Origin of the sequence: Neobacillus sp. GCM10027624 (assembly GCF_042675345.1) — a bacterium.
In the GTDB taxonomy this organism is placed as follows: Bacteria; Bacillota; Bacilli; order Bacillales; family Cytobacillaceae; genus Neobacillus; species Neobacillus cucumis_D.
The window spans coordinates 141,322-165,336 of the sequence record NZ_JBHTHD010000023.1 but is presented as its reverse complement, the minus strand read 5'-3'; the positions used below and the strand labels follow the sequence as shown (position 1 = coordinate 165,336).

Genomic DNA, 24,015 nt, shown 5'->3' with positions numbered 1-24,015 from the left:
ACTAGATATAGGATATTTTTTAAAAATAGAAAAATAAACTAGAGGGAATGTTTTCGATGAATAAGGACTTAATTTTTGATACAGATGCATGCTACCGACAAGCTGAAGAAAAGGCTGCGCAATATTTTCAATCACTGTTTATCCAGGTTCAGCAAAAGACTTTTGTCTCTGTCTTATCAAAAGACATTCAGTCCTGGAAACATAATCATATTCATCGTTATCCATCCCTCTCTTTTTTTTCACGTAAAAAAGAAAGAACAGGATATTACAATCATATCCGATGGCTTGATTATACAGGAAAACTAGATCCGTATTTAGATCGAAGTATCTCATATATATTTATGCGGGATTTGGGTAAAGCCTTGGATTCTCCTGACACACAAAAGAGAATCCGTCAGGTAGTTGATCACTTGAAAAATCAACTGACACAGCCTCTCAAAACAGAAATGTTTAGTTTGGCCGGAATGTATCGGTGGGGCCAGAAGGAGCGTATTGAATCTACGATTATCTGGTTGATCAATAAACTTAAGACGGTTTCCGAAACAATTCCAAAGGGGATGGACGCGGAGAATGCCCAGCGAAAATTAATAAAAATCATTGGCGGCGTCGTCATGCACGTGACGGAGGAGATGGACAAGGAGATTTCGCCGAAAGAACGTGCCCACAAACTGGATGAAGCGATTCGGTTGGGATATTCGTATGGGCTGACCTACCCTTTTATTGACGACCTTCTCGATGCCAAAGTCTTATCCGATGAAGAGAAAAAACAATATTCCAATCTAATCCGGACCACCCTTATTACTGGTAATGTGCCTGAGCTGGGGGAGTGGGCTTTTGCGATTGAAGACATGATTCGCCCGATTCATGCAGAACTTCGAGAAGCCTTTGAATATATTAAGGCCCATCAACGACCTAAAACATGTAAAAATTTTTTTGAGCAATCCTTTGTATTCTTTCATGCTCAGGAAGTGGACCGTGAAAAGAATCTATCCAATCCAAACTATACCAATGAAGAACTTTATCTTCCTATCATTTTAAAATCTTCTTTTTCCCGATTGATTGCCAGGTATGTTATTAGTGCCCCTGAGGACGAGGGTTTTGACAACCGTACCTTCTTTTACGGCATTTATAATCAGTTGGCGGATGATTTTGCTGATATGTTTAATGATTGGGAGGATGCTGCGGTAACTCCCTATACCTATTATCTAAAATATCATCAGAAGCGTAAGGATTTGATCAACCCCTTCGAGTTATACTGGACGGTTATTGCCAATTTAATTCATAACGTGTATCACTCGGATCTAAAGACCTGCGAAGTGATACTCGATCGCGCCATTAATGGCCTGAAACGTTTTAAAAAACGAATGGGTACAGAAAAATACAATGAAGTGTTGGGGCTATTTGCTTCCGGTGTACCAAAATTCAATCGACTGATTCAAAAAATGGTCCGAAAAGCAGCGGATGTAGATTTCTTTGATAAACTTCTTCGAGATCATGTAATTACGATTTTGAAAAATGAACGGAAAGAGCAGGATGAATTTTCTAATACGATTGAGAGTATACGTGAGCAGATGAATCGACTTTTGCCGATTCCCAAAGTTGAATTTCACGATTCAATCATTGAGGCTGCAAATTACAGTTTGAAAGGTGATGGAAAGCGGCTGAGACCCATTATTACTTGGGTGATGGGGGTTAACGCCTATGGATTTCATCCGCAAGCGATGGTACCGCTGTTAAAATCTTTGGAATATATGCATACTGCCTCGCTTATTTTTGATGATTTGCCATCCCAGGATAATGCATCTACCCGCAGGGGGCGTCCTACACTCCATCAGACATATAATGCGGCTATTGCTGAATTATCCGGCATCTTCTTAATTCAAAAGGCGACAGAAGAACAAGCCTCTCTTGACCAGTTTGATGCGAAAACAGTGCTGCAGTTGATTCAGTATTCTTCTCGTGTTACAGAGAGTATGTGTATGGGACAGGCGATGGACTTAGAGTCTAAAGGGAAACCAATGACACTCGAACAATTGAATACGATGTGCTTTTATAAAACGGGAATAGCCTTTGAGGCGTCACTCATCATGCCAGCGATTCTAGCCCAGGTTGAGGAAGATGAAATGACGGCCTTGAAAAATTTTGCCCGCCATGCCGGCATTGCTTTTCAGATTAAGGATGATCTGCTAGATGTGGAAGGGGATCGGGTCTTACTTGGAAAACCAGTCGGAATAGATGCTGAAAATAACCGCTCGACTTTCGTGTCTATTCTTGGGGCGGAGGGCGCTCGAAAAGCGATGTGGGAACATTATTGTCTGGCAATCGAGGCGCTGCAAGAAGTGCCGCGCAATATCACTTTTTTGAAGCATTTATTGAATTATATGGTAAACCGGGAACGTTGATTGAATGAAAAAGGCCATTTTGGTCTTTTTTTATTTCAAAAATATGGTATTTTATATTTAGATAATTAACTAAATATAAAAGGAGAGGCTTAAATGAACGAAGTTTTTAAGGCACTAGCCGATCCAACAAGAAGAAAAATTCTTGATTTGTTGAAAGAGCAGGATTTAACAGCGGGTGAAATTGCCGACCAATTCGATATGAGCAAGCCATCCATCAGTAATCATCTGAAAATCCTTAAATCTGCAGGATTAGTTCTTGATGAAAAAAAGGGCCAGTTTATCCTTTACTCGTTAAATTCCACTATTTTGCAGGATGTCATCAAGTGGCTGCTAGATAAAAAAAGTTAAGGGGGAGAAGCGCGTGAGGAAAAATAAGCTTTATTATATAACAATGGGAATTGCAATCATTACATTGCTGCTAAATCTCTTAGCCTATCCAAATTTACCGGCCAAAGTGCCTGTGCATTGGGGCATCAATGGCGACGTTAACCGCTATGGACCAAAACTGGAACTTGTCAGCCTTGGTGCATTGCCTATTATCTTATTCTTTTTCCTAAACTATTTACCAGCAATAGATCCGAAAAAGCAATCCTATAAATTGCATAAAAACGCCTACTCAATTATGAATCTGGTGATTATCCTGTTTTTATCCTGTATGAACCTAATTGCCATTGCAAGTGCACTTGGGCTTCATGTCCCTTTTCAAAAGGTAGTACCCATACTTTTTGGAATACTTTTCATTGTCCTAGGTAATTACATGGCGCAAATTCGCCATAATTATTTTATTGGTTTTCGATCACCATGGACACTTGCCTCCGAATATGTGTGGAAAAAAACGCATAGATTTGGTGGCTATGTTTTAGTCGCTATTGGACTTATATCTCTTATAGCAGGCTTGCTTGGTTCAATTGGAATGCAGCTATTCTTTGCGGCGTTAGTTTTTGGGATTGCGGGGATCTACTTATATTCGTTTTTGTTATTTAAAAAGAATTCTAACAGGGACGTGTAGGTATATTGGTTTTTGAGGAAGCGGACAATAAAAGTGTATTATAAATAAAGATGATTTAAATACACTTAAAAGAGGTGTGAAATCCACCTAATCAGCGAATGAAAAAACAATCTATTAAAAGGAGTTACCATGACAAATCAAAATGAAACAGGCTGGAATTTTGACAATAGTTATGCGCGGTTGCCAGAATCATTTTTTACCAGTCAAAATCTAAACCCAGTACGCTCACCTAATTTAATTATTCTTAACGGTCCATTATCGGCATCACTAGGGCTGGATGCCGATAAACTTCAATCAGGGGATGGCATCGCAGTACTTGCCGGCAATAGAATTCCCGAAGGCGGTTCCCCCCTTGCTCAAGCCTATGCCGGACATCAATTTGGGCATTTTACTATGTTAGGTGATGGCCGTGCGCTGCTGATTGGTGAACAGATTACCCCTCAAGGGGAACGCTATGATATTCAACTCAAGGGTTCAGGCAGGACTCGGTATTCCCGAGGGGGAGATGGCCGGGCAGCGCTTGGTCCAATGCTTCGTGAATATATCATCAGTGAATCCATGAATGCACTTGGGATTCCGACCACCAGAAGTTTGGCAGTGGTGGAAACGGGCGAGACCATTGCCCGCGAAACTTATTTGCCTGGAGCTATCTTGACTCGTGTGGCTGCCAGCCATATCCGAGTCGGCACTTTTCAATATGTGGCAAAATGGGGAACGGTTGAGGAACTCCGCACCCTCGCTGACTATGCAATAAAACGCCATTACCCAGACATCGAGGCGAATGAAAATCGATACCTCTCTCTGCTTCAGGAAGTAATTAAACGTCAAGCGTCGCTTGTTGCGAAATGGCAGTTAGTTGGCTTTATTCACGGTATAATGAACACTGACAACATGACAATTAGCGGGGAAACGATTGATTATGGTCCTTGTGCCTTCATGGATACATATGATCCAGAAACCGTCTTCAGTTCGATCGATGTTCAAGGACGCTATGCTTATGGCAATCAGCCATATATGGCTGGTTGGAATCTTGCGCGATTTGCAGAAACGCTTTTGCCACTGTTGCATGAGAATCAAGAAGAAGCTGTAAAAATTGCTCAAGATGCCATTTCCGGTTATATGGATTTATATCAGAAGAATTGGCTTGCAGGAATGAGAGAAAAGTTGGGGATTTTTAGCGAGGAAGAGCAGGATGCAACCCTTGTGGAAGAACTCCTCAGTATAATGCAGCAATACCATGCGGACTATACGAATACCTTCCGCGGACTAACGATCGATAAAATGAAAGATATGCCTCTCAATGGGACTCCAGAATTTACGCAATGGCATGAAAAATGGCAGGCAAGACTAGGGAGGCAGGAGGAATCCAGAGAATCTTCCCTAGAGTTAATGCGAAACAGCAATCCTGCAGTTATTCCGCGGAATCACCGGGTAGAAGAGGCGCTCGAGGCTGCGGTAAATGAGGGAGACCTAAGTGTGATGGAAAAACTGCTTAATGTTCTTTCAAGTCCTTATGTATACAGCACTGAACAAGAAGAGTTCTGTACATTGCCAGCACCATCAAATCTCCCTTACCGAACTTTTTGTGGTACATGATGGTGTTAGTTAAAAAACTAGGAGCAAAATAGTGATCCTGATAAGCCTTATTTCGTGAATCTTTTTAGTTAGCTAGCCAATAGTCGGTCAATGCAATAGGAAAAGAGAACAAGTGTAACAATCTCTTTTCATTTCGGCCGGCTATTTTTTTACCCGATACGAGAAATTAAGAACATATTTATCCATATAATCGGAAGGAGCAGTAAAATATATTACAATTTTGTGAAGGATTAAACGACTTGAACATTCTACAAAATGGGATGTTATAATTAAACAGTAATCTTATTAAATTCTACTCGACGTTCAACTTCCATTTACTTTCCTCAAATCTCCTGGATTTTCACCCTACTGTTTATTCCTATTTCTATCATTTATTCTTAAATCAGTTATAAGGAGCCATTTTTCCATGGACACTAGAACAAAATGGAATATTAAACATCAAGATCGCCTAAAAAAATTAGATGTGCACGCGCCAAATCCAAGATTAAAAAATCTATATCCCTATCTTCATGGCGGAACGGCCCTTGATCTTGCCTGCGGTCTAGGAGGAAACAGCTTATATCTCGCAAGTTTGAACTATCAGGTTCAAGCCATTGACATATCTGAGGTTGCGATTAACTATCTTCAAGAACAGGCTGCAAAGGATAAACGCAATATCATACCACAAGTATGTGATTTGACGGAATTGAACAATCTTAGATGGGAAGACAATTCCATTGATTTAGCGGTCATTACCTATTATCTAGATAGATCGTTATTTCCCATGTTGAAGAAGTTTATAAAAGAAGAAGGTTATTTGTTTTTTGAAACCTATTATCTTAAATCGCAAAACGAGAATCAGGGGATATCAAAACAATATAAACTAGAGCCTCAAGAGCTGCTAGAAGAATTTCGAGGCTGGAAAGTGCTTTTATTTGAGGAAAATGAACAAGAGGGACGGCAAACCATCTTTGCTAGAAAAGTAAAAGGAGTGGTAAATCATGACCCTATATCGGAATGATTCTATACCTGTAGAGGATTATTTTAAAATTCGAGAAAATTCAGAGGGAATTTTAGAATATATTGACAGATTTGTCTATATGTCACCTTCCCCTACGACAAAACATCAACGATTATCAAGAAAACTTCTTATCAAATTGGATCATTTCTTGGAAGGGAAGCCTTGTGAGGTATTTCATGCCCCATTTGATATCGAATTAAATAAGGAAGGGGTGGAAGGAACGAACATTGTTATCCCAGATCTCAGTGTTATATGTGATAAAAGTGGTTTTACAGAAGCACGCTATATTGGAGTTCCCAACCTCCTTGTCGAAATATTAAGCCCCTCTAATCAATCCCATGATTTAATTACCAAATTAAATATTTACATGAATTACGGTGTCAAAGAGTATTGGATTGTTAATCCAATGCTGAATTCTGTAACGGTTTATTCTCTTAATAGTGAAGGTATGTATGACCAGCACGATTTGAAAACGGAGCGCGGAACAGTTACATCGAAATTTTTAGATGGTTTTAGCGTGGATTTAAAAGATCTATTTTATTGAAAGGATTGGTTTACATGATGGAGATGAAAACTGTGGAGAAGATTATTGAGTTTGCACAGTCAGGAACAAATACAAAAAGTTTTCGGCCGGATTATCCTGTTTCTGAGGAGTTAAGGGAAAAGATGTTGGATACCTTTAGCGATTTTATGGACTTTACGCTAGATGCCTATTTTCATGAGGTTGCTCCCTTTTTAGAGGAATATGTAGAAGAACTTAAAACGAGGGAAGAGAAAAAAGATATTTTGCTGCATAATTTATTTTGGTGGCGAATTGTGTATGATGCCAACTACAATTATAGTGAAAGCTGCATTGCTGAATATTTAGCTGAAAAGGATCGAGGGTTGGATAGGGGACCTGTGATTGAATCATGGTTAAGGGAATATTGGAAGGCAATCCCTAAATTCTATTATGTTGGCTATAAATATAATGATCGTTTCTTTGTTGTAGTTGATATTTTAACAGAAAAAACAATTGATGTACTTGTGTGTGACCCGCTTGCAATCCCTCCTGAAAATGGGGAAGTTGTTGTGGGGACGCTAATCCCGTTAGGAGAAGGTTTACATGCTCCGATTGTTGATTTTTACCATTTTGATTATGAAGCAAGAATCGATATAGCCAGACATGTACACTACTATTATGAAAGATTTTCAAAAAATTCGACTCCACACGAAACTTTTCTTCACGTACTTTCCGCTATGCTGCAAATCGAAAGACTTATTTTCATAGAAACTCATGAAAAAAAACCTCCAAAATAATTCTTCTATTCCATAAAACTTTTTTGTTTTTTTTGTGAAAATTTATCCATCCAATTATAATCATCGGAAATTTATTGATGTTTTTTTAGGATAATATATCTATTTTGAGAAAATTTTGCTAAAAAAATCCTTGGAAAACTTGATATAGGGTGATTGATAGTCTATTATAAAAAATGTCCTTAAACAATCAAAATAAAAATTAATATCTTTTTTATTACAACCTCTTTTGTGAAATAAAGGGAAAAAGTTTTTTATAAAAATTGAATAGTAATAGGAAAAGGTGCGCTAAAACAGCGCTTAAAAGGGAAGTACGGTTAGAATCCGTCACGGTACCCGCCACTGTTATGAGGAGTTTCATTGCAAATGTCACTGAAGTTTTTTCGGGAAGACGTAATGAAATGATGAACCTGAGTCAGGAGACCTGCCTTGTCCTATTTGCTTCATGAAACCTACGGGAATATAGGTAGTAGTGCTGAAAAATACCAACATTATACTTTATTGTGTGTATTTAATCTGCACCCCTATATTCATAGGGGTGCTTTTTTGTCTTAAAAATCAAAGGGAGAGTGTTTTATGACGACCTGGAATTTAAATGGAACGAAACACCATGTACTTATTTGTAACGGCAGCAGCTGCATGAGAAAAGGGGGGGAGGAAGCAACAGTGGCCATTCGCAACGAGATTAGCAATCTGGATTTGGACGCATTCATACATACAACAAGAACAAGATGCAATGGTAGATGCAAGGATGCTCCAGTTGCCGTTGTTTATCCGGATGGAACCTGGTACAAGGATGTTACACCGGAAGTAGGCAGTAGAATTGTTAAGCAACATCTATTAGGTGGAGCCTTAATGCAAGATCATATCATTTATCAATTTGATGGGGAAGGATTTAAACAACCGGAGAATTCAGAATGCATTGAAGGAATCGTAAAGCCTGTAAAAAAGACAGTGTCATGAATTAGATTGAACGATTTCTAGGTCTTGAATTATGGAAAGGAGGAAGATCAGGATGAAAGGGAAATTGTTGGTTATCGGTTTTGGCCCGGGAGATTACAAACATATAACCGAACGAGCACGAGAAGCAATACAAGAAAGCGATATCATCATTGGATATAAAACATATGTGGATTTAATCAAGGGGTTATTAACAGGGCAACAACTTATTAGTACGGGAATGACAGAAGAAGTAAGCAGGGCTCAAGAAGCGCTCAAACAAGCAGAACAGGGAAAGAAAGTAGCCGTGATTTCGAGTGGTGATGCCGGTGTTTATGGAATGGCAGGACTCGTTTATGAAGTATTGATTGAAAAAGGGTGGAAAAAGGATTCAGGGGTGGAAGTCGAAGTCATACCAGGAATTTCCGCCATTAACTCCTGTGCGGCTTTACTAGGAGCTCCAATCATGCATGATGCTTGCACCATTAGTTTAAGTGACCATTTAACACCGTGGAAATTAATTGAGAAAAGAATTGAAGCAGCTGCACAAGCGGATTTTGTAATCGCTCTTTACAATCCAAAAAGCGGGAGAAGAACAAGACAAATCGTTGAAGCGCAAAGGATTCTATTAAAATATCGCTTGCCGGAAACCCCGGTAGGATTAGTGAAAAGTGCGTACCGAGACAGTCAAAATATTGTAATGACCAATTTACAAGACATGCTTGACCATGAAATTGGGATGTTAACCACTGTGATCATTGGAAACTCTTCTACTTTTTTCTATGATGACTTAATGGTTACCCCGCGCGGTTATCAACGGAAATATACATTAAATCAGGCTATTCAGCCCTTAAAACCGCATCAGCGTTTACAAAAAGAAGCTGAACCATGGGCGCTGGAACAAACTGATAATGTAAAACTAAAAAAGAAGGATCCCGTATTACTGTCTGACATAGAAACCTCGAGAGCATTGGCAGAAGAAGCACTACAATTGATTACTGGCGTGGGTGAAAACATTTCTCCTATTGTTAATCAGCCCATCCAGTCTATTTTTGAATTGGCAGTAAGTCCTGGTGTCACAAATAAAAAATTTACGCAAAAACAGATGCTTACTCTAGCCGAAATCACGGGGGAAGAAGGTGTGATGGAATACACGCCGGATCATTCTATTAAACTGCAGATTCTAACCTCCCAGCCAGATGAAATTGTGCAGAAATTAAAAGATGCAAACTTTTTGATTTCTCCGATTGGCGATGTTTTAAGTGTAAAAGCCTGCGATTTTTGTGATGGCGAAAAGAAGGACTCGATTCCATATGCCGAGGAACTGCATGAAAGGCTTGGAGGAATGGAACTTCCTAAGGAATTAAAACTCGGGGTAAACGGCTGTGGCATGGCATGTTACGGAGCGGTAAAAGAAGATATCGGTCTTGTATACCGTAATGGTGCCTTTGATTTATTTTTAGGGGCAAAAACAGTCGGAAGAAGTGCACACCCAGGTCAAATCGTCGCGGAAGGAATTGGACCTGATGAAATAGTCGGCTTGGTTGAAAGGATTGTTCAAGAATACAAGCAAAAGGCTCATCCAAATGAGCGCTTCTATAAATTCTTTAAACGTGTAAAGCAGGTTCAAGGCTTCACCTATCAAGATATTACACCGAAAATCAAAATTGAAGAAGCGGTATGCGGAGAATAGATTTGGAAATCTAGGGGTCCATTCTTTAAACAAAGGGGAGAAAATATTTTGAAAGCAATTTTATTTGTAGGTCATGGAAGTAAGGATCGCGAAGGAAATGATCAAGTTCGTCAGTTTATAGAATCAATGAGAAGTTATTGGGACAAGAGCATCCTCGTTCAGACGAGTTTTTTGGAATTTGAAAAACCTACAGTAAATCAGGGAATTGATGTATGTGTCGAAAAAGGGGCCGACCATATTGTGGTCATTCCGATTATGCTTTTGCAAGCAGGACATTCCAAAATTCATATTCCAGCTGCTATCGATGAGGCAAAGAAAAAATATCCGGTAGTACAGTTTACCTATGGCCGACCTATTGGTGTTCATGAGGAAACGTTTGAAATCTTAAAAACGAGATTAATCGAAATTGGCGAGAATCTGAATCAACCTGATCCCGATACGGCTGTACTACTGTTAGGACGTGGCGGAAGTGACCCGGATGCTAATAGCGATTTATACAAGATTTCTAGATTACTGTGGGAAAAAACCAACTACCAAATTGTTGAACCGGCTTTCATGGGGGTAACCAATCCTCTTGTAGATGAAGGAATTGGTAGGTGCTTAAAGCTTGGTGCGAAGAAAGTTATTATTTTGCCATACTTTTTGTTCACGGGAATTTTAATCAAACGATTAGAAGAGATGGTGGTGCCATTTCAACAACAATATCCAGATGTTGAATTTAAATTGGCAGGGTATTTTGGCTATCACCCTAAATTGCAGAATATTCTAGTTGACCGTGTAGAAGAAGCTCTTCAGGACGAAGTGAAAATGAACTGTGATACCTGCCAATATCGTGTGAATGCAATGGAGTATGTTCATCATCACCATCATCATGACCATGACCATGATCACCATCATCACGATCATGACCATCATCATGAACACGAAGTACAAAAGGCAGGAGAACGAAGATGATTTTAGTATTAGCTGGTACAAGTGATGCCCGAGCACTGGCTTTAGAAATCATGAAAGATGGCTATGATCTCCTTGCTACCGTTGTAACCGACAATGCTGCACATGAACTTGGGGAATCAGGTATTTCTGTCCAAACAGGAAGATTAACGGACGATAAAATGGTGAGCTTGATTGAAACTAAAGGAATTCAAGCGGTCGTCGATGCGAGTCACCCTTTTGCGGAAGAGGCATCCAAAAATGCGATAAATGCGGCAAAACAAGCGGGTGTCCCTTACATTCGTTATGAGCGTGAATCCCAAATCTTTCAATACGAGAAGATGACGGTTGTAGAAAGCTACGACGAAGCAGCCGAAATTGCTGCAAGCAAAAAAGGAGTGGTGATGCTGACTACGGGAAGCAAAACACTCCAGATTTTTACGGAGAAATTATTAGGAAAACCGGATATTCGGCTAATCGCTCGTATGCTGCCACGGGTTGATAATATGGAAAAATGCGAACAGCTCGGGCTGCCGCAAAAAAATATTGTCGCGATTCAAGGCCCGTTTACTAAGGAGTTTGACCAAGCGCTTTATAAACAATATGGTGTAACCTTAATGATTACCAAGGAGAGCGGCAAGGTCGGGTCGGTTGATGAAAAAGTTGAAGCGGCAAAGGATCTTGGGATAGAAGTTATCATGATTGGACGTCCAAAAATCAATTATGGGACGGTCTATTCTAATTTTTCAGATGTGGTTCAAGAACTACATAAAAAGATTGTTCCACAATTGGCCAATTAAAATTAAAACCTACATTTTAAAAGGAGTGAAGGAAATGGATTTTCATACCGAATTTAAACCATTAACGATTCAGCCAGAGCAAATTGAAGGAAGAAGTTTTGAAATGATTACTGAAGAAATTGGTGAGCATCCCTTTACTGAGGAGCAATATCCGATTGTTCAGCGGATTATTCATGCATCCGCCGACTTTGAATTGGGAAAAAGCGTACTTTTTCATCCGGATGCCATCCAGGCTGGAATACATTCAATTCGCAGCGGAAAAAAAGTCGTTGCCGATGTTCAAATGATTCAAAGCGGGGCAAATAAAGCCAGAATTGAAAAATACGGGGGAGAAATTAAAGTTTATATTTCTGATCCGGATGTTGTACAAGAGGCGAAACGATTAAATACAACAAGAGCGATCATTTCGATGAGAAAAGCGGTTAAAGAAGCGGAAGGCGGAATCTATGCGATTGGTAACGCCCCGACAGCATTACTTGAACTCATCCGCTTGATTAAAGAGGGGGAAGCGAAACCGGATCTTGTGATTGGGCTGCCGGTTGGCTTTGTATCAGCGGCTGAATCGAAAGAAGAATTAGCCAAACTGGACATCCCCTTTATCACGAATATAGGCAGAAAGGGCGGCAGTACGGTTACCGTCGCGGCGCTAAATGCCATTTCTATTCTTGCAGACCGGGTGTAGAACATGCAGGAAGTACCTAAAGGTAAGTTGCGTGAAGGATATACGACTGGGGCTTGCGCGACTGCAGCAACAAGTGCTGCACTAACAGCATTAATTACGGGTGAACCCCAAACAGAGTCAACCATCTTTTTGCCGGTTAAAAGATTTGCAACGTTTCAAACCGAAAGCTGTGAAGTCACTGGGAACATGGCAACCGCAAGTATCATTAAAGATGCCGGAGATGACCCGGATGCAACCCATGGGGCATTGATCATTTCTTCAGTTTCCTGGTCTGAAGAGCCGGGGATCATTCTCGACGGTGGTGTCGGGGTTGGCCGGGTTACAAAGGAAGGATTGCCCGTTCCAGTGGGGGAAGCTGCCATCAACCCGGTCCCTCGAAAGATGATCCGAAAGACAGCGGAAGGGATTTTAAGCGAGTTTGGCATCGAAAAAGGGATAAAAATCGTGATATCAGTACCAGCCGGTGAAGAAATAGCCAAAAAAACGCTGAACGGACGCTTGGGTATTATTGGAGGGATCTCAATCCTTGGTACGCGTGGTATTGTTGTTCCTTTTTCAACAGCAGCCTATAAAGCCAGTATTATTCAGGCCATCAGTGTAGCACGTGCAAGCGGGTGCGAGCATCTTGTCATAACCACTGGCGGCCGAAGTGAAAAATGTGCCATCAAACAATTTCCGGAACTTCCCGAGGAAGCCTTTGTCGAGATGGGCGACTTTGTGGGTTTTACACTGAAACAATGCAAAAAGCAAGGTATGAAAAGAGTTTCAATGGTCGGAATGATGGGGAAATTTTCAAAGGTTGCGATGGGGACGATGATGGTTCATTCAAAAAGTGCCCCTGTTAATTTTGAGTTTTTAGCGGAAGTAGCAGGCAGTGCGGGCGCAGATGCTGTTTTGATCGAGGAAATTAAACAGGCAAATACCGCTTCCCAGGTAGGTGACATGATGGCTGCCCGTGGTTATACTTCATTTTTTGAACAACTGAGTCGTAATTGTTGTCTCGCCGCGCTTAAGGAAGTGGATGGCGGGATTATGGTAGACACCTCCTTATATACGATGAAGGGGGAGTTTTTAGGAAAGGCGGAAGTAATGGATGGCATCGGTTAAAATGATTGGCATTGGGGATGAAGGGAAGTTAAGTCTGCTTCCCATGTATGAAAAGTGGATTGATGAGAGTGATATTTTAATAGGAGGAAAGCGTCAACTTGGCTTTTTTCCGGAATACCAAGGCGAAAAAATCGTAATTGAGGGCGGCCTTTCTTCGCTTGTTGACCGTTTGAAAACGGAGATGAAAAATGTTGTCCTTCTGGCATCTGGAGATCCGTTATTTTTTGGAATCGGCGGCTACTTATCTTCAAAAATCGATTTGGAAATTTATCCTCATTTAAGCTCTGTCCAGCTTGCGTTTGCCAAAATACGAGAAAGATGGCAAGACGCATACTTTACGAGTGTTCATGGAAGAAGCATGAAAGGGCTGGCACAACGGATTGATGGAAAAGAAAAAGTCGCCATTTTAACCGATATGGAAAATTCACCGAATAAAATCGCACAGTACTTGCTATCTTTTGCGATGGATGAATATAAGGCGTTTGTAGGAGAGAACCTGGGCGGCCAAAATGAACGATGCCGTTGGTTTAGCTTGGAGGAAATGCAGGATGCCGAGTTTTCACCGCTAAATGTCTTGGTTTTAAAGAAAACAGGTAAAACTCCACAATGGTCCATCGGTATAAACGATGAAGAATTTTTTCAACGAAAGCCGGATAAAGGCTTAATCACGAAAAAAGAGATTCGAACTTTAAGCATCAGTGCCCTTCATTTAAAAGAAGACAGTATTGTTTGGGATATTGGTACCTGTACTGGCTCAGTTGCGATTGAAGCAGCTAAAATCGCCAGGGAAGGACAAATCTTTGCGATTGAGAAAAACGAAGGAGATTTGGAAAACTGCACACAAAATCTAGTTAAGTTTCGTGTCGATGCAACGCTCATCCATGCGAAGGCCCCCGAAGGTTTGGACACGTTCCCAGATCCGGATGCCGTATTTATCGGCGGAACCGCAGGAGGGATGGGAGATATCCTTGATATTTGCTGCAGAAGACTTCGAGCGGACGGGCGCATCGTCCTGAATGCCGTTACAATTGAAAATCTATCGGAAGCCATGCATGCATTCAAGAAGCGGGGATTTGATACAGCGATAACTCTTGCACAAATTTCAAGAAGTAAGCCAATCTTGAATCTTACTAGATTTGATGCGTTAAATCCAATTTATATCATAGAAGCATGGCGCAAGGAAGGGGAATAAAGATGCTTGGTACATTATACGGCTTAGGAGTTGGCCCGGGGGACCCGGAGCTCATCACCGTGAAGGCATTTCGAAAATTAAAGGAATCACCTGTTATTGCCTATCCAAAGAAACAAAAAGGCAGTAAAAGTTATGCACATCGCATTATCGATGTTTATTTTCAGCCGCATGAAAAAGAAATGCTGGGACTTGTGTTCCCGATGACAAAAGATGCTAGTACATTGGAAAGAAAATGGACTGAAACCGTGGAAAGTGTTTGGGAGAAGCTTCAGGAAGGAAAAGATGTAGCCTTTGTAACGGAAGGAGATCCACTTTTATACAGTACCTTTATACATATGATGCGGTTAATGCAAGAGACACATCCGGAAGTACCCATTGAAGTGGTCCCGGGAATCTCTTCGATAAATGGAGCGGCTTCAAGGCTGGGAATTCCTTTAGCCGACGGTGACGAGCATGTGGCAATCGTTCCGGCTCGTGATGACTATGAAACCATGAAAAAAGTAATTGAGGACAATGATTGTGTTATTTTTATTAAAGTAGCAAAAGTAATCGATCTAATGCTTGAGGTATTACGAGATTTGGACTTAGTTCACAAAGCCTCCGTTGTCACAAAGGTAACATCAAATGAAGAGATTATTTGGCGGGCTGACGAGCTTGAAGGAGCAGAGCTTGAATACTTAACATTAATGGTGGTGAGAAAATGAAGCTATACATCATTGGGGCAGGACCCGGAGATCCGGATTTAATCACAGTAAAAGGACTTCAACACCTTCTGGAAGCAGATGTGGTTCTATATGCGGATTCATTAGTCAACGAAGAATTAATTGCCAAAGCAAAACCTTCTGCAGAAGTGATGAAAACGGCAGGTATGCATTTGGAGGAAATGGTTGATATCATGGTGAGTCGAATTCATCAAGGCAAAAAGGTGGTTCGTGTTCACACCGGGGACCCGGCTGTATATGGTGCCATAATGGAGCAAATGGTGCTTTTGAAAAAGAAAGGAATTGACGTTGAGATTGTTCCCGGTGTCAGCTCCGTGTTTGCAGCAGCGGCAGCGGCGCAGGCCGAATTGACCATTCCTGATTTAACGCAAACCCTCATTTTAACAAGGGCCGAAGGCAGGACTCCTGTACCGGAACGTGAAAAGCTTGCCGATTTGGCAAAACATCATTGTACAATCGCTCTTTTCTTAAGTGCGACCTTAACGAAAAAGCTGGTAAAGGAATTGACAGAGGCAGGTTGGAGCAAGGATACTCCGGTTGCTGTCGTTTATAAGGCATCGTGGCCGGATGAAAAAATTGTCAGGTCCACCTTGGAACGTTTAGATGAAGATATGCGGGCAAACGGGATTCGAAAACAGGCAATGATTTTAGCGGGTTGGGCACTTGATGAAAACATTCATGACCAAAATTACCGTTCGAAGCTCTACGATAAAACCTTTACGCACGGATTCCGCCGGGGGGTGGAGTCTAAATGATTGAGCTTCAAGAAGAAAAAGTGTCTGCAATTGAGCAGAAGGGTAATTATGCGATTGTTGCCATCACGAAGCATGGAGTTGAACTGGCACGAAAGCTTGGGTCTTCTTTTCAAAATGCAGATGTCTACTATATGAGCAAATTTGAAAAAGGGGATGAAGCGGCGAAGGACATTCAAATGTTTACCGGAAGTGTCCGCCTGCTGCTGCCATCCCTTTTCCAAGCTTATCAGGGACTGATTATTATTATTTCGCTTGGTGCAGTTGTCCGAATGATTGCGCCACTATTAAAGGATAAGAAAACCGATCCCGGTGTGGTTGTCATTGACGATAAAGGGGAACATGTAATCAGCGTCTTGTCGGGGCACATTGGCGGTGCCAATGAATTAACCAAAGAGGTAGCTGCCGCTCTTAAAGCACGTCCGATTATAACCACCGCTTCTGATGTACAGGGAACAATTCCAGTTGATTTGTTTGGGAAACGGTTTGGCTGGGTATGGGACTCCTCAGAAAAGCTGACCCCTGTAAGTGCTGCAGTCGTGAATGAAGAAAAGATTGCAGTCGTCCAAGAGTCAGGGGAAAAAGAATGGTGGCATTATGGACCTTCCATTCCGGAAAATATTAAGGTTTACGATTCAATTGATGGAGCCTTGGAAGCGGGACCGGATGCCGCTCTGGTCATTACACATCGGAAGCTTTCGGAAGAAGAACATGAGATTTTACATAATGGAGTGTTATATCGCCCGAAGGTAATTGTCCTTGGTATCGGCTGTAACCGCGGGACAACAACAGAGGAAATAGAAGCGGTTATTGAAGAAACATTGAAGGAATTACAGTTTTCAAAAAAAAGTGTTAAAGCCATTTGCACGATTGATATAAAAAAAGATGAACCCGGGTTGCTTCAAGTTGCTAGTAAAAACAATTGGGAGTTTATCTATTTCACAACAGCAGAACTAAATTCAGTTAAAATGGAAATGCCATCAGAAACTGTTTTTAAATATACAGGTGCATATGGAGTGAGTGAACCCGCTGCATTATTGTATAGCGGTGCAGAAAAATTAGAGCTGGTCAAAAAGATATCAGGAAATGTGACGATTTCCGTTGCAATCATTCCAAATTAAGTTAAGGGAGGGGATTTCATGTCTAGTTGCAGACTTGTCATTGCCGGAACAGGCAGCGGGGTTGGAAAAACAACCTTAACAATCGGGCTGATGTCGGCATTAAGAAAAAAGGGTTATATTGTTCAGGGGTTTAAATGTGGACCCGATTATATTGACCCGACATACCATACGGCTGTTACCGGGAGAATATCCAGAAATATTGATAGCTGGATGCTGGATCAAGAGATGGTAAAGGAGATTGTGATCCGGGCAAGTGATGGAGCGGACATTTCGATTATTGAAGGTGTAATGGGTTTTTATGACGGTAAAAACCCAATGAATAATCGTGGTTCGACTGCAGAAATCAGTATCATTTCGGAAAGTCCAGTAGTGCTTGTCGTCAATTGTTCCAGTATGGCCCGAAGCGCTGCCGCCATTGTAAAGGGATTTCAAGTATTTTTAGGAGAAGCTAATATTGTCGGTGTGATCGCCAATCGGGTTGGCAGTGAGGGGCATTACAAAATCGTTAAAACAGCCATCGAACAAGAATGCGGCATACCGGTCCTTGGGTATTTACAAAAGGATTCCAATCTTGCCATCCCCGAGCGGCATCTTGGCTTGATCCCCTCAGTGGAACGAGGAGAACTAGATTCGTTTTTTAATCAACTGGGTGACTTGGTTCTTGAAACAATCGATGTGGACTCCCTCTATGAAGTGGCGAAGGCTTCACCTTTGGAAATAAAAGAATCCCAGTTTAAGAGAAGGGGAAAGAATAAAGTACGAATCGCCGTTGCAAGAGATGCGGCATTCAATTTTTATTATCAGGAAAACTTTGAATTGTTAGAGGCATTCGGAGCAGAGTTAATAGAATTCTCTCCGTTAAAGGGTGAAACGATTCCGGACAATGTGGATGGTTTGTACATCGGCGGCGGCTTTCCAGAAGAATTTGCAGCAGTTCTTCAAGAAAAAACAAAGGTCAAACAATCGATTCGGACAGCGATTGAAAAGGGCACACCAACATTGGCTGAATGCGGCGGCTTTATGTATTTAACCGAGTCGATTGAAACTACGGATGAAAAAAACTATGAAATGGTTGGAATCATCCCGGGCAAAGTGAAAATGCAATCAAGGTTGGCTGCCTTAGGATATCGTGAAATCACACCGGAAGAAGGAAATTTCCTATTAGAGGGGAATTTGACAGCCAGGGGCCATGAGTTTCATTATTCAACCTTTCAGCCAACAAAGGAAATTCAGCATGCCTATCAAACAAAGGCAATGCGCGGCTTCAAACAAGAGGGGTATATGCACGGGAATTTAATTGCGGGTTATACTCACTTCCATTTTGGATCTTGTCCTCGCCTGGTAGAAAACTGGATTAAGAAATGTAAGGAGTTTCAAAACAGGAGGATATCACAATGATTGATACCATTTCCAAGACTCAGCCGTTAGATCAAGAAGCGGGTCAAAAGGTTCGTGAATATATTGATACGTTAACGAAACCTCCGGGGAGTTTAGGGAGATTAGAAGAAATGGCAGTTCTGCTGGCAGAAATGACCTCCGAACCATTTCCTAGTGTATCACCGCCAGGGGTGATTGTGTTTGCGGCGGACCACGGTGTAGTTGAAGAAAGGGTATCCGCTTTTCCGCAGGAAGTTACTTTACAAATGGTTATGAACTTTTTAAACAGCGGTGCGGCTATCAATGTCTTTAGCAAACAAATCGGCGCTGCCTTTGAAGTGGTGGATATCGGAGTTGCAGCAGATATTGAAGCAGAAGGTGTAGTAAATCGGAAAGTGAGGTATGGCACAGCGAATTTTTGCAAACAGGATGCCATGACAAGAATAGAGGTAGAAAAAGCGATTGCGGTTGGTTTTGAAAGAGCCGAAAACATGATTCAAAAAGGAAGCAAATGCTTAATTCTAGGTGAAATGGGAATTGGTAATACGACTCCAAGCAGTGCGATTTTAGCGGTATTAAGCGGTGAAGATGTCAGAGAACTTGTCGGCAGGGGTACTGGAATTGCAGCAGAAAAGGTTATCCATAAGCAAGATGTGATTGAACAAGCATTAAAAGAAAGAAAACCTGACCGGAACGATCCCATTGATATTTTGGCAAAATTGGGTGGATTGGAAATCGCAGGAATGACGGGTGCGATGTTAGCAGCAGCAGCAAATCGGGTTCCGATTCTTTTAGATGGGTTTATCTGTACGATATCAGCACTATTGGCAAAAGAAATTTGCAGCACAGCGAGTGATTATATGATTGCCGGGCATCGTTCAGTTGAACCAGGACACAAAAAAGCCCTTCAGTTACTGGGAAAGGAGCCTATTCTTGATCTTGATTTACGTTTAGGCGAAGGAAGCGGGGCAGCTGTTGCCTTTCCAATTTTACAATCAGCCACTTTGATGCTGAAAGAAATGGCCACTTTTACATCTGCAGGAATTTCTAAATAGTAACGGTAAAAGGAGATAGAACATGACAAAAGGAAAAGTGTATCTTGTTGGAGCGGGACCAGGAGACCCGAAGCTCATTACCGTTTATGGGGTGGAGTGCATCCAAAAAGCGGATGTTATTTTATATGACCGTTTAGTGAATGAGGCCCTGCTGCAATATGCCAAAGATGGGGCAGAGCTCATTTTTTGCGGAAAGCTTCCAGGAAAACATCAACTCATTCAAGACCAAATTCATGAGCTCTTGATTGAAAAAGCATCTGAAGGAAAGGTTGTTACTAGATTAAAGGGTGGCGACCCTTGTATATTTGGCCGTGTTGGGGAAGAGGCGGAAGTGTTAGCTAATCATGAAATACAATACGAAATTGTGCCAGGAATTACTTCTGGAATCGCTGCCCCTGCCTATGCAGGAATTCCCGTTACCCATCGCGATTATGCATCTTCGTTTGCAATCGTTACCGGTCACGGCCGGGCTGAAAAGGAAGAAGACCATTTAAATTGGAAAGCTCTTGCCCAAGGAATCGATACGATTGCTTTTTATATGGGAATTGGAAATTTAAATTATATTTGTTCTCAATTAATCGATCATGGAAAAAACCCTCTTACTCCAGCAGCCATTATTCAATGGGGAACAACTGCACAGCAAAAGACGATTACCGGAAATTTAATTAATATAGAGGAACTTGCTTCAAAAGCGGGTATCACCCATCCGGCTATTGTTTTAGTCGGTGATGTAGTTAAGGTTCGGGAAAAAATAAAATGGTTTCAAGAACAGGAAGAAAAAATCGAAGTGATTGCTGGGAGAGAGTAGAATGTCGATAATTGCAGAAATTAAAAATCGGAGAGCCATTCGGGATTATGCCCAAAAAGAAGTCGAAGATGAAAAAATTAACACACTATTAGATGCAGCAACATGGGCTCCAAATGATCGAATGAGAGAACCGTGGAGCTTTTATGTAATAAAAGGAGAAGCCAAAAAACGTTATGAAATTATGGCCACTGAATATTTGCAAGGGCGGTTTCCAACCAAACCCCATTTAGTAGAGAGTTCTTTAAAGGTATTGAAAACGACACCAGTTCACATCGTTGTGACAGCCGACATGGTACCAGGGGATGAGGAGGCATCACGGGACAATGAGTACGCGGTATGCTGTGCGATTCATTCCATGTGGCTTGCTGCAAGAGAATTGGGATTGGGTTTTGTTTGGAGAACAAGGGGCGTAGGACTGGTAGGGGATCACCGGATGTATGACTTTATTGGTTCACCGAAAAACAAAAAAATAATCGGAAATCTTTTTATTGGGTACCCGGATGATGAAGCCGTTAAAAAAATCAAGGTACCAGCTCGAACATCCTATCAAGAAAAGACAGTTTGGTTGTAAGAAAAATTGGAAGAATTAGTAGATTAGGTGTATGGGAGCTTTCTAAATGAGAATAGGCATAGGAAGTTGTCACGGAACGTTCGGAGAACTTGTTCAAGGAATGATCGATGAAAGGCCATTTTTAATTACGCTTCCCATCTCGCATTTGAAAAGTGAGGCTGTTTTTATCCCGAGTCTTACCGCTACTGAGATAACGGTGGTGGATTCAAAAGGAAAGGCTTTGAAAGCGGGAAAACTGCTGACTCAACAGTTTGATTTGCCTATCGGCGGCAGCCTAGAGATTCGTTCCAATATTCCTTCCGGCAAAGGAATGGCGAGCAGTTCCGCTGATATTGTCGCGGCTATAAGGGCTATTGCTGATAGTTACTCACTCCCAATAACAAAAGAAATGATCTCAGCAATAGCGGTGCAAATCGAGCCAACCGATGGAGTCATGTATGATGAGGTCGTTGCTTATGACTATATTCATGGAGAACTGATTGAAGGCTTTGGGACGCATCCTTCATTTCATCTCGTTGGAATCTATTTTGGGGGAGAAGTTGATACAGTTCAATTTAATCAATTAGAAAAAAAATATAAACGACAAGATCATGCGATTTTTATACAAGCATACGAATTGATTCGGGAAGGGTTTAGGAGGCGAGATTTTTCCTTGATTAGTAAAGCAATAACTCTGAGCGCACGTGTGAATCAAAAAATCTTACCAAAACCATTTTTTTATGAATTTGAAAAACTAGCTCAAGACTATCAGGGTGGGATTGTTGTTGCCCATAGTGGAACAGTAATGGGAATTTTACTAGATGGAAATCTACCAAATCAAAACGAGGTAATTTCACAAATATCAAGTCGAATTTCTAATATTGTTAAAAAAACAAAAATAGGAGTTTTTAAATTTGTATAAGGAGGGAGGAGCGTTTATGCAAAATGAAGAAAAAAGTGCAATTTATAATGTGATTTTTAAAAGAAGAGATGTTCGGAGTTTTCTTCCTGACCCTATTTCTCCTGAAATTATCGATCGTGTACTTACAGCGGCACATTATGCCCCATCAGTAGGATTTATGCAACCATGGAATTTTATCTTAGTAAGCTCAAAAGAAATAAAAGAAAGACTTGCCTGGGCAGCAGAAAAAGAGCGAAAAGCATTGGCCATTCACTATGAGGAAGAACGTGCCGGGCATTTTTTAAGTTTAAAGGTTGAGGGGATAAAACAAGCGCCATTGACTATTTGTGTCACATGTGATCCTACACGAGGCGGTTCTCATGTATTAGGAAGGAATTCAATACCGGAAACGGATATTCTTTCCGTTGCGTGTGCCATTGAAAATATGTGGCTTGCGACTTGTGCGGAAGGATTGGCTATGGGATGGGTTAGTTTTTATAAAAAAAATGATGTAAGAGACATCCTGCAAATTCCCCCGCATATCGATCCTGTTGCCTTAATTTCAATTGGCTACACAAATGAATACCCATCCTCCCCGATACTAGAGCAAGTGAAATGGGAAAAAAGGCGATCCCTTCAGCAATTAATCTTCCATGAAACATGGGGAAATTGAGGAAAAAGGAATAATCATTTGGAGGAAAATATGGAGACCTTTTCATTAATTCTATTAGTATTTGTACTGGGGCTTCGGCATGGACTGGATGCCGACCACCTGGCCTGTATTGATGGGTTAACACGGTATAATCTGCGTATGAATAGTCCGATTGCCCGCTGGGTAGGGACACTATTTTCTTTTGGGCATGGATTTGTTGTGGCAAGTGTGGCTGTTCTTTTAGGTGTATTTATCAAGGATTTTAAGATCCCTGCTTATGTAGATACATTTGTGACCTGGATATCGGTGTTGTCACTTTTTAGTATTGGTACATTAAATGTCTATAATTTATTGAAGACAAACAGAAAAGCGGATCAATATTTTCAGGTTAGTGGATTAAAAGGGAGGTTTCTCCCGCGCGCTGTAAAAGAAACGACGAATCCCTTTATTGTTATCCTTATTGGCGGATTATTTGCATTGGCTGCGGATACAGTTAGCCAAACATCCATGTGGGCCATCGCAGCAGGAAATTCAGGAAAATATATGCCTTTTATCCTCGGAATTGTTTTTATGGTTGGCATGATGGTAACCGATACGATTGACTCATTCGTTGCCTTCCGTATGGTCAACCAATCGAATCGGTTGGGGCAGAGAGCTTCCAGCGTGATGGGATGGATTATTGTTGCCCTGGCCTATGGTGTTTCCTTTTATGAAGCCTATACGTTTTTCTTCCCATTGGTGGAACTGGATTTTGAAATTGTAGGGATCATCATCTTTGTTTCAATGGTTCTATGTCTTGGGGTGATTACCATTAGAGTAAAAAGAAATGTAAACCTTACAATAAAAAATTAATGATTGGAAAAGAAAAAACTTGCAGCATGAAGTCATTTTGGACGGTTGCAGCAAGTTTTTTCATTAAAAATAAGCTAAATTCTATTATTTTACGATTCCTTTAAACTCTTTCCCATTCCTTTTAAAAAGTGAATCCCAAATCCAACCGCACGATTGATATCCGGGTCATTAAGAGCCTTCATGAGATCAAAAACTCCAACTTTTTTATTGCTCTGAACAAACTCCGTTCCTTCATCAATCCCCATTGCTAAACCGCTAATCAGCTTCTTTGTCTGTTCCGGCTGAAAATCGGTAAACGCCATCGACGCGCTCATAAAGTTATTAATAAAATTTGTCACCGGCTCACGGTTCACTTGGTGGAGCGCTATTTCAGCGATTTTTTCTTTTGCCTGAAGCATGGCATTAGCAGAATCTAGCATTCCGCTCTCATGCAGCTCACCGACTAAATCCATAAGCTTATTCAAAGCTTCTTCTTTTTCAGCTAACTGCGCTTGCAAGTTTGCTAATTTTTCACTTTCACGCTCTTCTTTCGTAGGAATCTCTTTTTTTATCATCGTAATGGGCTGTGCCACCTAAAAT

The 24,015-nt window shown here is 41.1% G+C and carries 25 protein-coding genes and 1 riboswitch; of the genes, 24 read left to right on the top strand and 1 reads right to left on the bottom strand.

Annotation, left to right across the window (positions count from 1 at the left end; all coding sequences use genetic code 11):
* The first annotated feature begins 47 nt into the window (after window positions 1–47).
* From ACFQZ9_RS27750 to ACFQZ9_RS27635, 24 genes are all read left to right on the top strand, one after another.
* Complete coding sequence (locus tag ACFQZ9_RS27750) at window positions 48–2,402, top strand: polyprenyl synthetase family protein (RefSeq protein ID WP_498946589.1); 2,355 nt, start codon at window positions 48–50, stop codon at window positions 2,400–2,402.
* 93 nt (window positions 2,403–2,495) lie between these two features.
* Window positions 2,496–2,750: an autorepressor SdpR family transcription factor gene (locus tag ACFQZ9_RS27745; RefSeq protein ID WP_026576224.1), complete on the top strand. Its 255-nt coding sequence runs from the start codon at window positions 2,496–2,498 to the stop codon at window positions 2,748–2,750.
* 13 nt (window positions 2,751–2,763) lie between these two features.
* Window positions 2,764–3,411 (top strand): SdpI family protein, encoded by a 648-nt coding sequence (locus tag ACFQZ9_RS27740; RefSeq protein ID WP_198311779.1) that lies wholly within the window; start codon window positions 2,764–2,766, stop codon window positions 3,409–3,411.
* 129 nt (window positions 3,412–3,540) lie between these two features.
* Window positions 3,541–5,007: a protein adenylyltransferase SelO gene (locus tag ACFQZ9_RS27735; RefSeq protein WP_498946588.1), complete on the top strand. Its 1,467-nt coding sequence runs from the start codon at window positions 3,541–3,543 to the stop codon at window positions 5,005–5,007.
* A gap of 406 nt (window positions 5,008–5,413) precedes the next feature.
* Window positions 5,414–6,007: a class I SAM-dependent methyltransferase gene (locus tag ACFQZ9_RS27730; protein WP_198311777.1), complete on the top strand. Its 594-nt coding sequence runs from the start codon at window positions 5,414–5,416 to the stop codon at window positions 6,005–6,007.
* Window positions 5,988–6,551 (top strand): Uma2 family endonuclease, encoded by a 564-nt coding sequence (locus ACFQZ9_RS27725; RefSeq protein WP_498946587.1) that lies wholly within the window; start codon window positions 5,988–5,990, stop codon window positions 6,549–6,551. The genes ACFQZ9_RS27730 and ACFQZ9_RS27725 overlap by 20 nt, the downstream gene beginning before the upstream one ends.
* Window positions 6,552–6,583: 32 nt before the next feature.
* Window positions 6,584–7,306: a hypothetical protein gene (locus ACFQZ9_RS27720; RefSeq protein WP_498946586.1), complete on the top strand. Its 723-nt coding sequence runs from the start codon at window positions 6,584–6,586 to the stop codon at window positions 7,304–7,306.
* A 261-nt stretch (window positions 7,307–7,567) separates the two neighbouring features.
* Window positions 7,568–7,749: riboswitch (cobalamin riboswitch) on the top strand.
* Window positions 7,750–7,879: 130 nt separating this feature from the next.
* Window positions 7,880–8,266 (top strand): (2Fe-2S) ferredoxin domain-containing protein, encoded by a 387-nt coding sequence (locus ACFQZ9_RS27715; protein ID WP_498946585.1) that lies wholly within the window; start codon window positions 7,880–7,882, stop codon window positions 8,264–8,266.
* A gap of 52 nt (window positions 8,267–8,318) precedes the next feature.
* Window positions 8,319–9,935 carry a precorrin-3B C(17)-methyltransferase gene (gene cobJ, locus ACFQZ9_RS27710; protein ID WP_498946583.1) on the top strand — a complete coding sequence of 539 codons (1,617 nt, stop codon included), beginning with the start codon at window positions 8,319–8,321 and terminating at the stop codon, window positions 9,933–9,935.
* A gap of 48 nt (window positions 9,936–9,983) precedes the next feature.
* Window positions 9,984–10,889: a sirohydrochlorin chelatase gene (locus ACFQZ9_RS27705; RefSeq protein ID WP_498946581.1), complete on the top strand. Its 906-nt coding sequence runs from the start codon at window positions 9,984–9,986 to the stop codon at window positions 10,887–10,889.
* Complete coding sequence (gene cobK / locus ACFQZ9_RS27700; RefSeq protein ID WP_498946580.1) at window positions 10,886–11,665, top strand: precorrin-6A/cobalt-precorrin-6A reductase; 780 nt, start codon at window positions 10,886–10,888, stop codon at window positions 11,663–11,665. The genes ACFQZ9_RS27705 and cobK overlap by 4 nt, the downstream gene beginning before the upstream one ends.
* Window positions 11,666–11,699: 34 nt before the next feature.
* Window positions 11,700–12,347, top strand: a complete 648-nt coding sequence (locus tag ACFQZ9_RS27695) for a precorrin-8X methylmutase (RefSeq protein ID WP_498946578.1) — start codon at window positions 11,700–11,702, stop codon at window positions 12,345–12,347.
* A 3-nt stretch (window positions 12,348–12,350) separates the two neighbouring features.
* Window positions 12,351–13,454, top strand: coding sequence for a cobalt-precorrin-5B (C(1))-methyltransferase (locus ACFQZ9_RS27690; RefSeq protein ID WP_198311769.1), 1,104 nt, complete (start codon window positions 12,351–12,353; stop codon window positions 13,452–13,454).
* A complete protein-coding gene (gene cbiE, locus ACFQZ9_RS27685) occupies window positions 13,441–14,646 on the top strand; it encodes a precorrin-6y C5,15-methyltransferase (decarboxylating) subunit CbiE (protein ID WP_498946576.1) in 1,206 nt (401 codons plus the stop codon). Before ACFQZ9_RS27690 ends, cbiE begins: the two co-directional genes overlap by 14 nt.
* A gap of 2 nt (window positions 14,647–14,648) precedes the next feature.
* On the top strand, window positions 14,649–15,350 hold the full coding sequence (gene cobI / locus ACFQZ9_RS27680; protein WP_198311767.1) for a precorrin-2 C(20)-methyltransferase: 702 nt from the start codon (window positions 14,649–14,651) through the stop codon (window positions 15,348–15,350).
* Complete coding sequence (cobM, locus tag ACFQZ9_RS27675) at window positions 15,347–16,123, top strand: precorrin-4 C(11)-methyltransferase (protein ID WP_198311766.1); 777 nt, start codon at window positions 15,347–15,349, stop codon at window positions 16,121–16,123. Before cobI ends, cobM begins: the two co-directional genes overlap by 4 nt.
* A complete protein-coding gene (locus ACFQZ9_RS27670; protein ID WP_498946575.1) occupies window positions 16,120–17,241 on the top strand; it encodes a cobalt-precorrin 5A hydrolase in 1,122 nt (373 codons plus the stop codon). Before cobM ends, ACFQZ9_RS27670 begins: the two co-directional genes overlap by 4 nt.
* A gap of 18 nt (window positions 17,242–17,259) precedes the next feature.
* Complete coding sequence (locus ACFQZ9_RS27665) at window positions 17,260–18,639, top strand: cobyrinic acid a,c-diamide synthase CobB (RefSeq protein WP_198311764.1); 1,380 nt, start codon at window positions 17,260–17,262, stop codon at window positions 18,637–18,639.
* Window positions 18,636–19,673, top strand: a complete 1,038-nt coding sequence (gene cobT, locus ACFQZ9_RS27660) for a nicotinate-nucleotide--dimethylbenzimidazole phosphoribosyltransferase (RefSeq protein ID WP_498946574.1) — start codon at window positions 18,636–18,638, stop codon at window positions 19,671–19,673. Before ACFQZ9_RS27665 ends, cobT begins: the two co-directional genes overlap by 4 nt.
* Window positions 19,674–19,695: 22 nt before the next feature.
* Window positions 19,696–20,481 carry a uroporphyrinogen-III C-methyltransferase gene (cobA, locus tag ACFQZ9_RS27655; RefSeq protein WP_198311762.1) on the top strand — a complete coding sequence of 262 codons (786 nt, stop codon included), beginning with the start codon at window positions 19,696–19,698 and terminating at the stop codon, window positions 20,479–20,481.
* Between the two features lies 1 nt (window position 20,482).
* Window positions 20,483–21,052, top strand: coding sequence for a nitroreductase family protein (locus ACFQZ9_RS27650; protein ID WP_198311761.1), 570 nt, complete (start codon window positions 20,483–20,485; stop codon window positions 21,050–21,052).
* A gap of 46 nt (window positions 21,053–21,098) precedes the next feature.
* Window positions 21,099–21,953 (top strand): GHMP family kinase ATP-binding protein, encoded by an 855-nt coding sequence (locus tag ACFQZ9_RS27645; protein ID WP_198311760.1) that lies wholly within the window; start codon window positions 21,099–21,101, stop codon window positions 21,951–21,953.
* A gap of 16 nt (window positions 21,954–21,969) precedes the next feature.
* Window positions 21,970–22,605, top strand: coding sequence for a 5,6-dimethylbenzimidazole synthase (gene bluB, locus ACFQZ9_RS27640; RefSeq protein WP_198311759.1), 636 nt, complete (start codon window positions 21,970–21,972; stop codon window positions 22,603–22,605).
* Between the two features lie 30 nt (window positions 22,606–22,635).
* Entirely contained in the window at window positions 22,636–23,436 is an 801-nt protein-coding gene (locus ACFQZ9_RS27635) for a HoxN/HupN/NixA family nickel/cobalt transporter (RefSeq protein ID WP_498946573.1), read from the top strand.
* 89 nt (window positions 23,437–23,525) lie between these two features.
* Here the strand turns inward: ACFQZ9_RS27635 and ACFQZ9_RS27630 are convergent, their stop codons facing one another.
* Entirely contained in the window at window positions 23,526–24,008 is a 483-nt protein-coding gene (locus ACFQZ9_RS27630) for a helical membrane plugin domain-containing protein (RefSeq protein WP_498946572.1), read from the bottom strand.
* Window positions 24,009–24,015 lie beyond the last annotated feature (7 nt).

Coding starts and splice junctions, on each gene's coding strand:
- ACFQZ9_RS27725 (WP_498946587.1), top strand. CDS start 5,988: ATGACCCTATATCGGAATGATTCTATACCTGTAGAGGATTATTTTAAA.
- ACFQZ9_RS27735 (WP_498946588.1), top strand. CDS start 3,541: ATGACAAATCAAAATGAAACAGGCTGGAATTTTGACAATAGTTATGCG.
- ACFQZ9_RS27650 (WP_198311761.1), top strand. CDS start 20,483: ATGTCGATAATTGCAGAAATTAAAAATCGGAGAGCCATTCGGGATTAT.
- ACFQZ9_RS27665 (WP_198311764.1), top strand. CDS start 17,260: ATGTCTAGTTGCAGACTTGTCATTGCCGGAACAGGCAGCGGGGTTGGA.
- cobA (WP_198311762.1), top strand. CDS start 19,696: ATGACAAAAGGAAAAGTGTATCTTGTTGGAGCGGGACCAGGAGACCCG.
- ACFQZ9_RS27715 (WP_498946585.1), top strand. CDS start 7,880: ATGACGACCTGGAATTTAAATGGAACGAAACACCATGTACTTATTTGT.
- ACFQZ9_RS27645 (WP_198311760.1), top strand. CDS start 21,099: ATGAGAATAGGCATAGGAAGTTGTCACGGAACGTTCGGAGAACTTGTT.
- cobM (WP_198311766.1), top strand. CDS start 15,347: ATGAAGCTATACATCATTGGGGCAGGACCCGGAGATCCGGATTTAATC.
- ACFQZ9_RS27750 (WP_498946589.1), top strand. CDS start 48: ATGTTTTCGATGAATAAGGACTTAATTTTTGATACAGATGCATGCTAC.
- cobT (WP_498946574.1), top strand. CDS start 18,636: ATGATTGATACCATTTCCAAGACTCAGCCGTTAGATCAAGAAGCGGGT.
- ACFQZ9_RS27745 (WP_026576224.1), top strand. CDS start 2,496: ATGAACGAAGTTTTTAAGGCACTAGCCGATCCAACAAGAAGAAAAATT.
- ACFQZ9_RS27635 (WP_498946573.1), top strand. CDS start 22,636: ATGGAGACCTTTTCATTAATTCTATTAGTATTTGTACTGGGGCTTCGG.
- cobK (WP_498946580.1), top strand. CDS start 10,886: ATGATTTTAGTATTAGCTGGTACAAGTGATGCCCGAGCACTGGCTTTA.
- bluB (WP_198311759.1), top strand. CDS start 21,970: ATGCAAAATGAAGAAAAAAGTGCAATTTATAATGTGATTTTTAAAAGA.
- cobI (WP_198311767.1), top strand. CDS start 14,649: ATGCTTGGTACATTATACGGCTTAGGAGTTGGCCCGGGGGACCCGGAG.
- ACFQZ9_RS27690 (WP_198311769.1), top strand. CDS start 12,351: ATGCAGGAAGTACCTAAAGGTAAGTTGCGTGAAGGATATACGACTGGG.
- ACFQZ9_RS27695 (WP_498946578.1), top strand. CDS start 11,700: ATGGATTTTCATACCGAATTTAAACCATTAACGATTCAGCCAGAGCAA.
- cobJ (WP_498946583.1), top strand. CDS start 8,319: ATGAAAGGGAAATTGTTGGTTATCGGTTTTGGCCCGGGAGATTACAAA.
- ACFQZ9_RS27670 (WP_498946575.1), top strand. CDS start 16,120: ATGATTGAGCTTCAAGAAGAAAAAGTGTCTGCAATTGAGCAGAAGGGT.
- ACFQZ9_RS27730 (WP_198311777.1), top strand. CDS start 5,414: ATGGACACTAGAACAAAATGGAATATTAAACATCAAGATCGCCTAAAA.
- cbiE (WP_498946576.1), top strand. CDS start 13,441: ATGGCATCGGTTAAAATGATTGGCATTGGGGATGAAGGGAAGTTAAGT.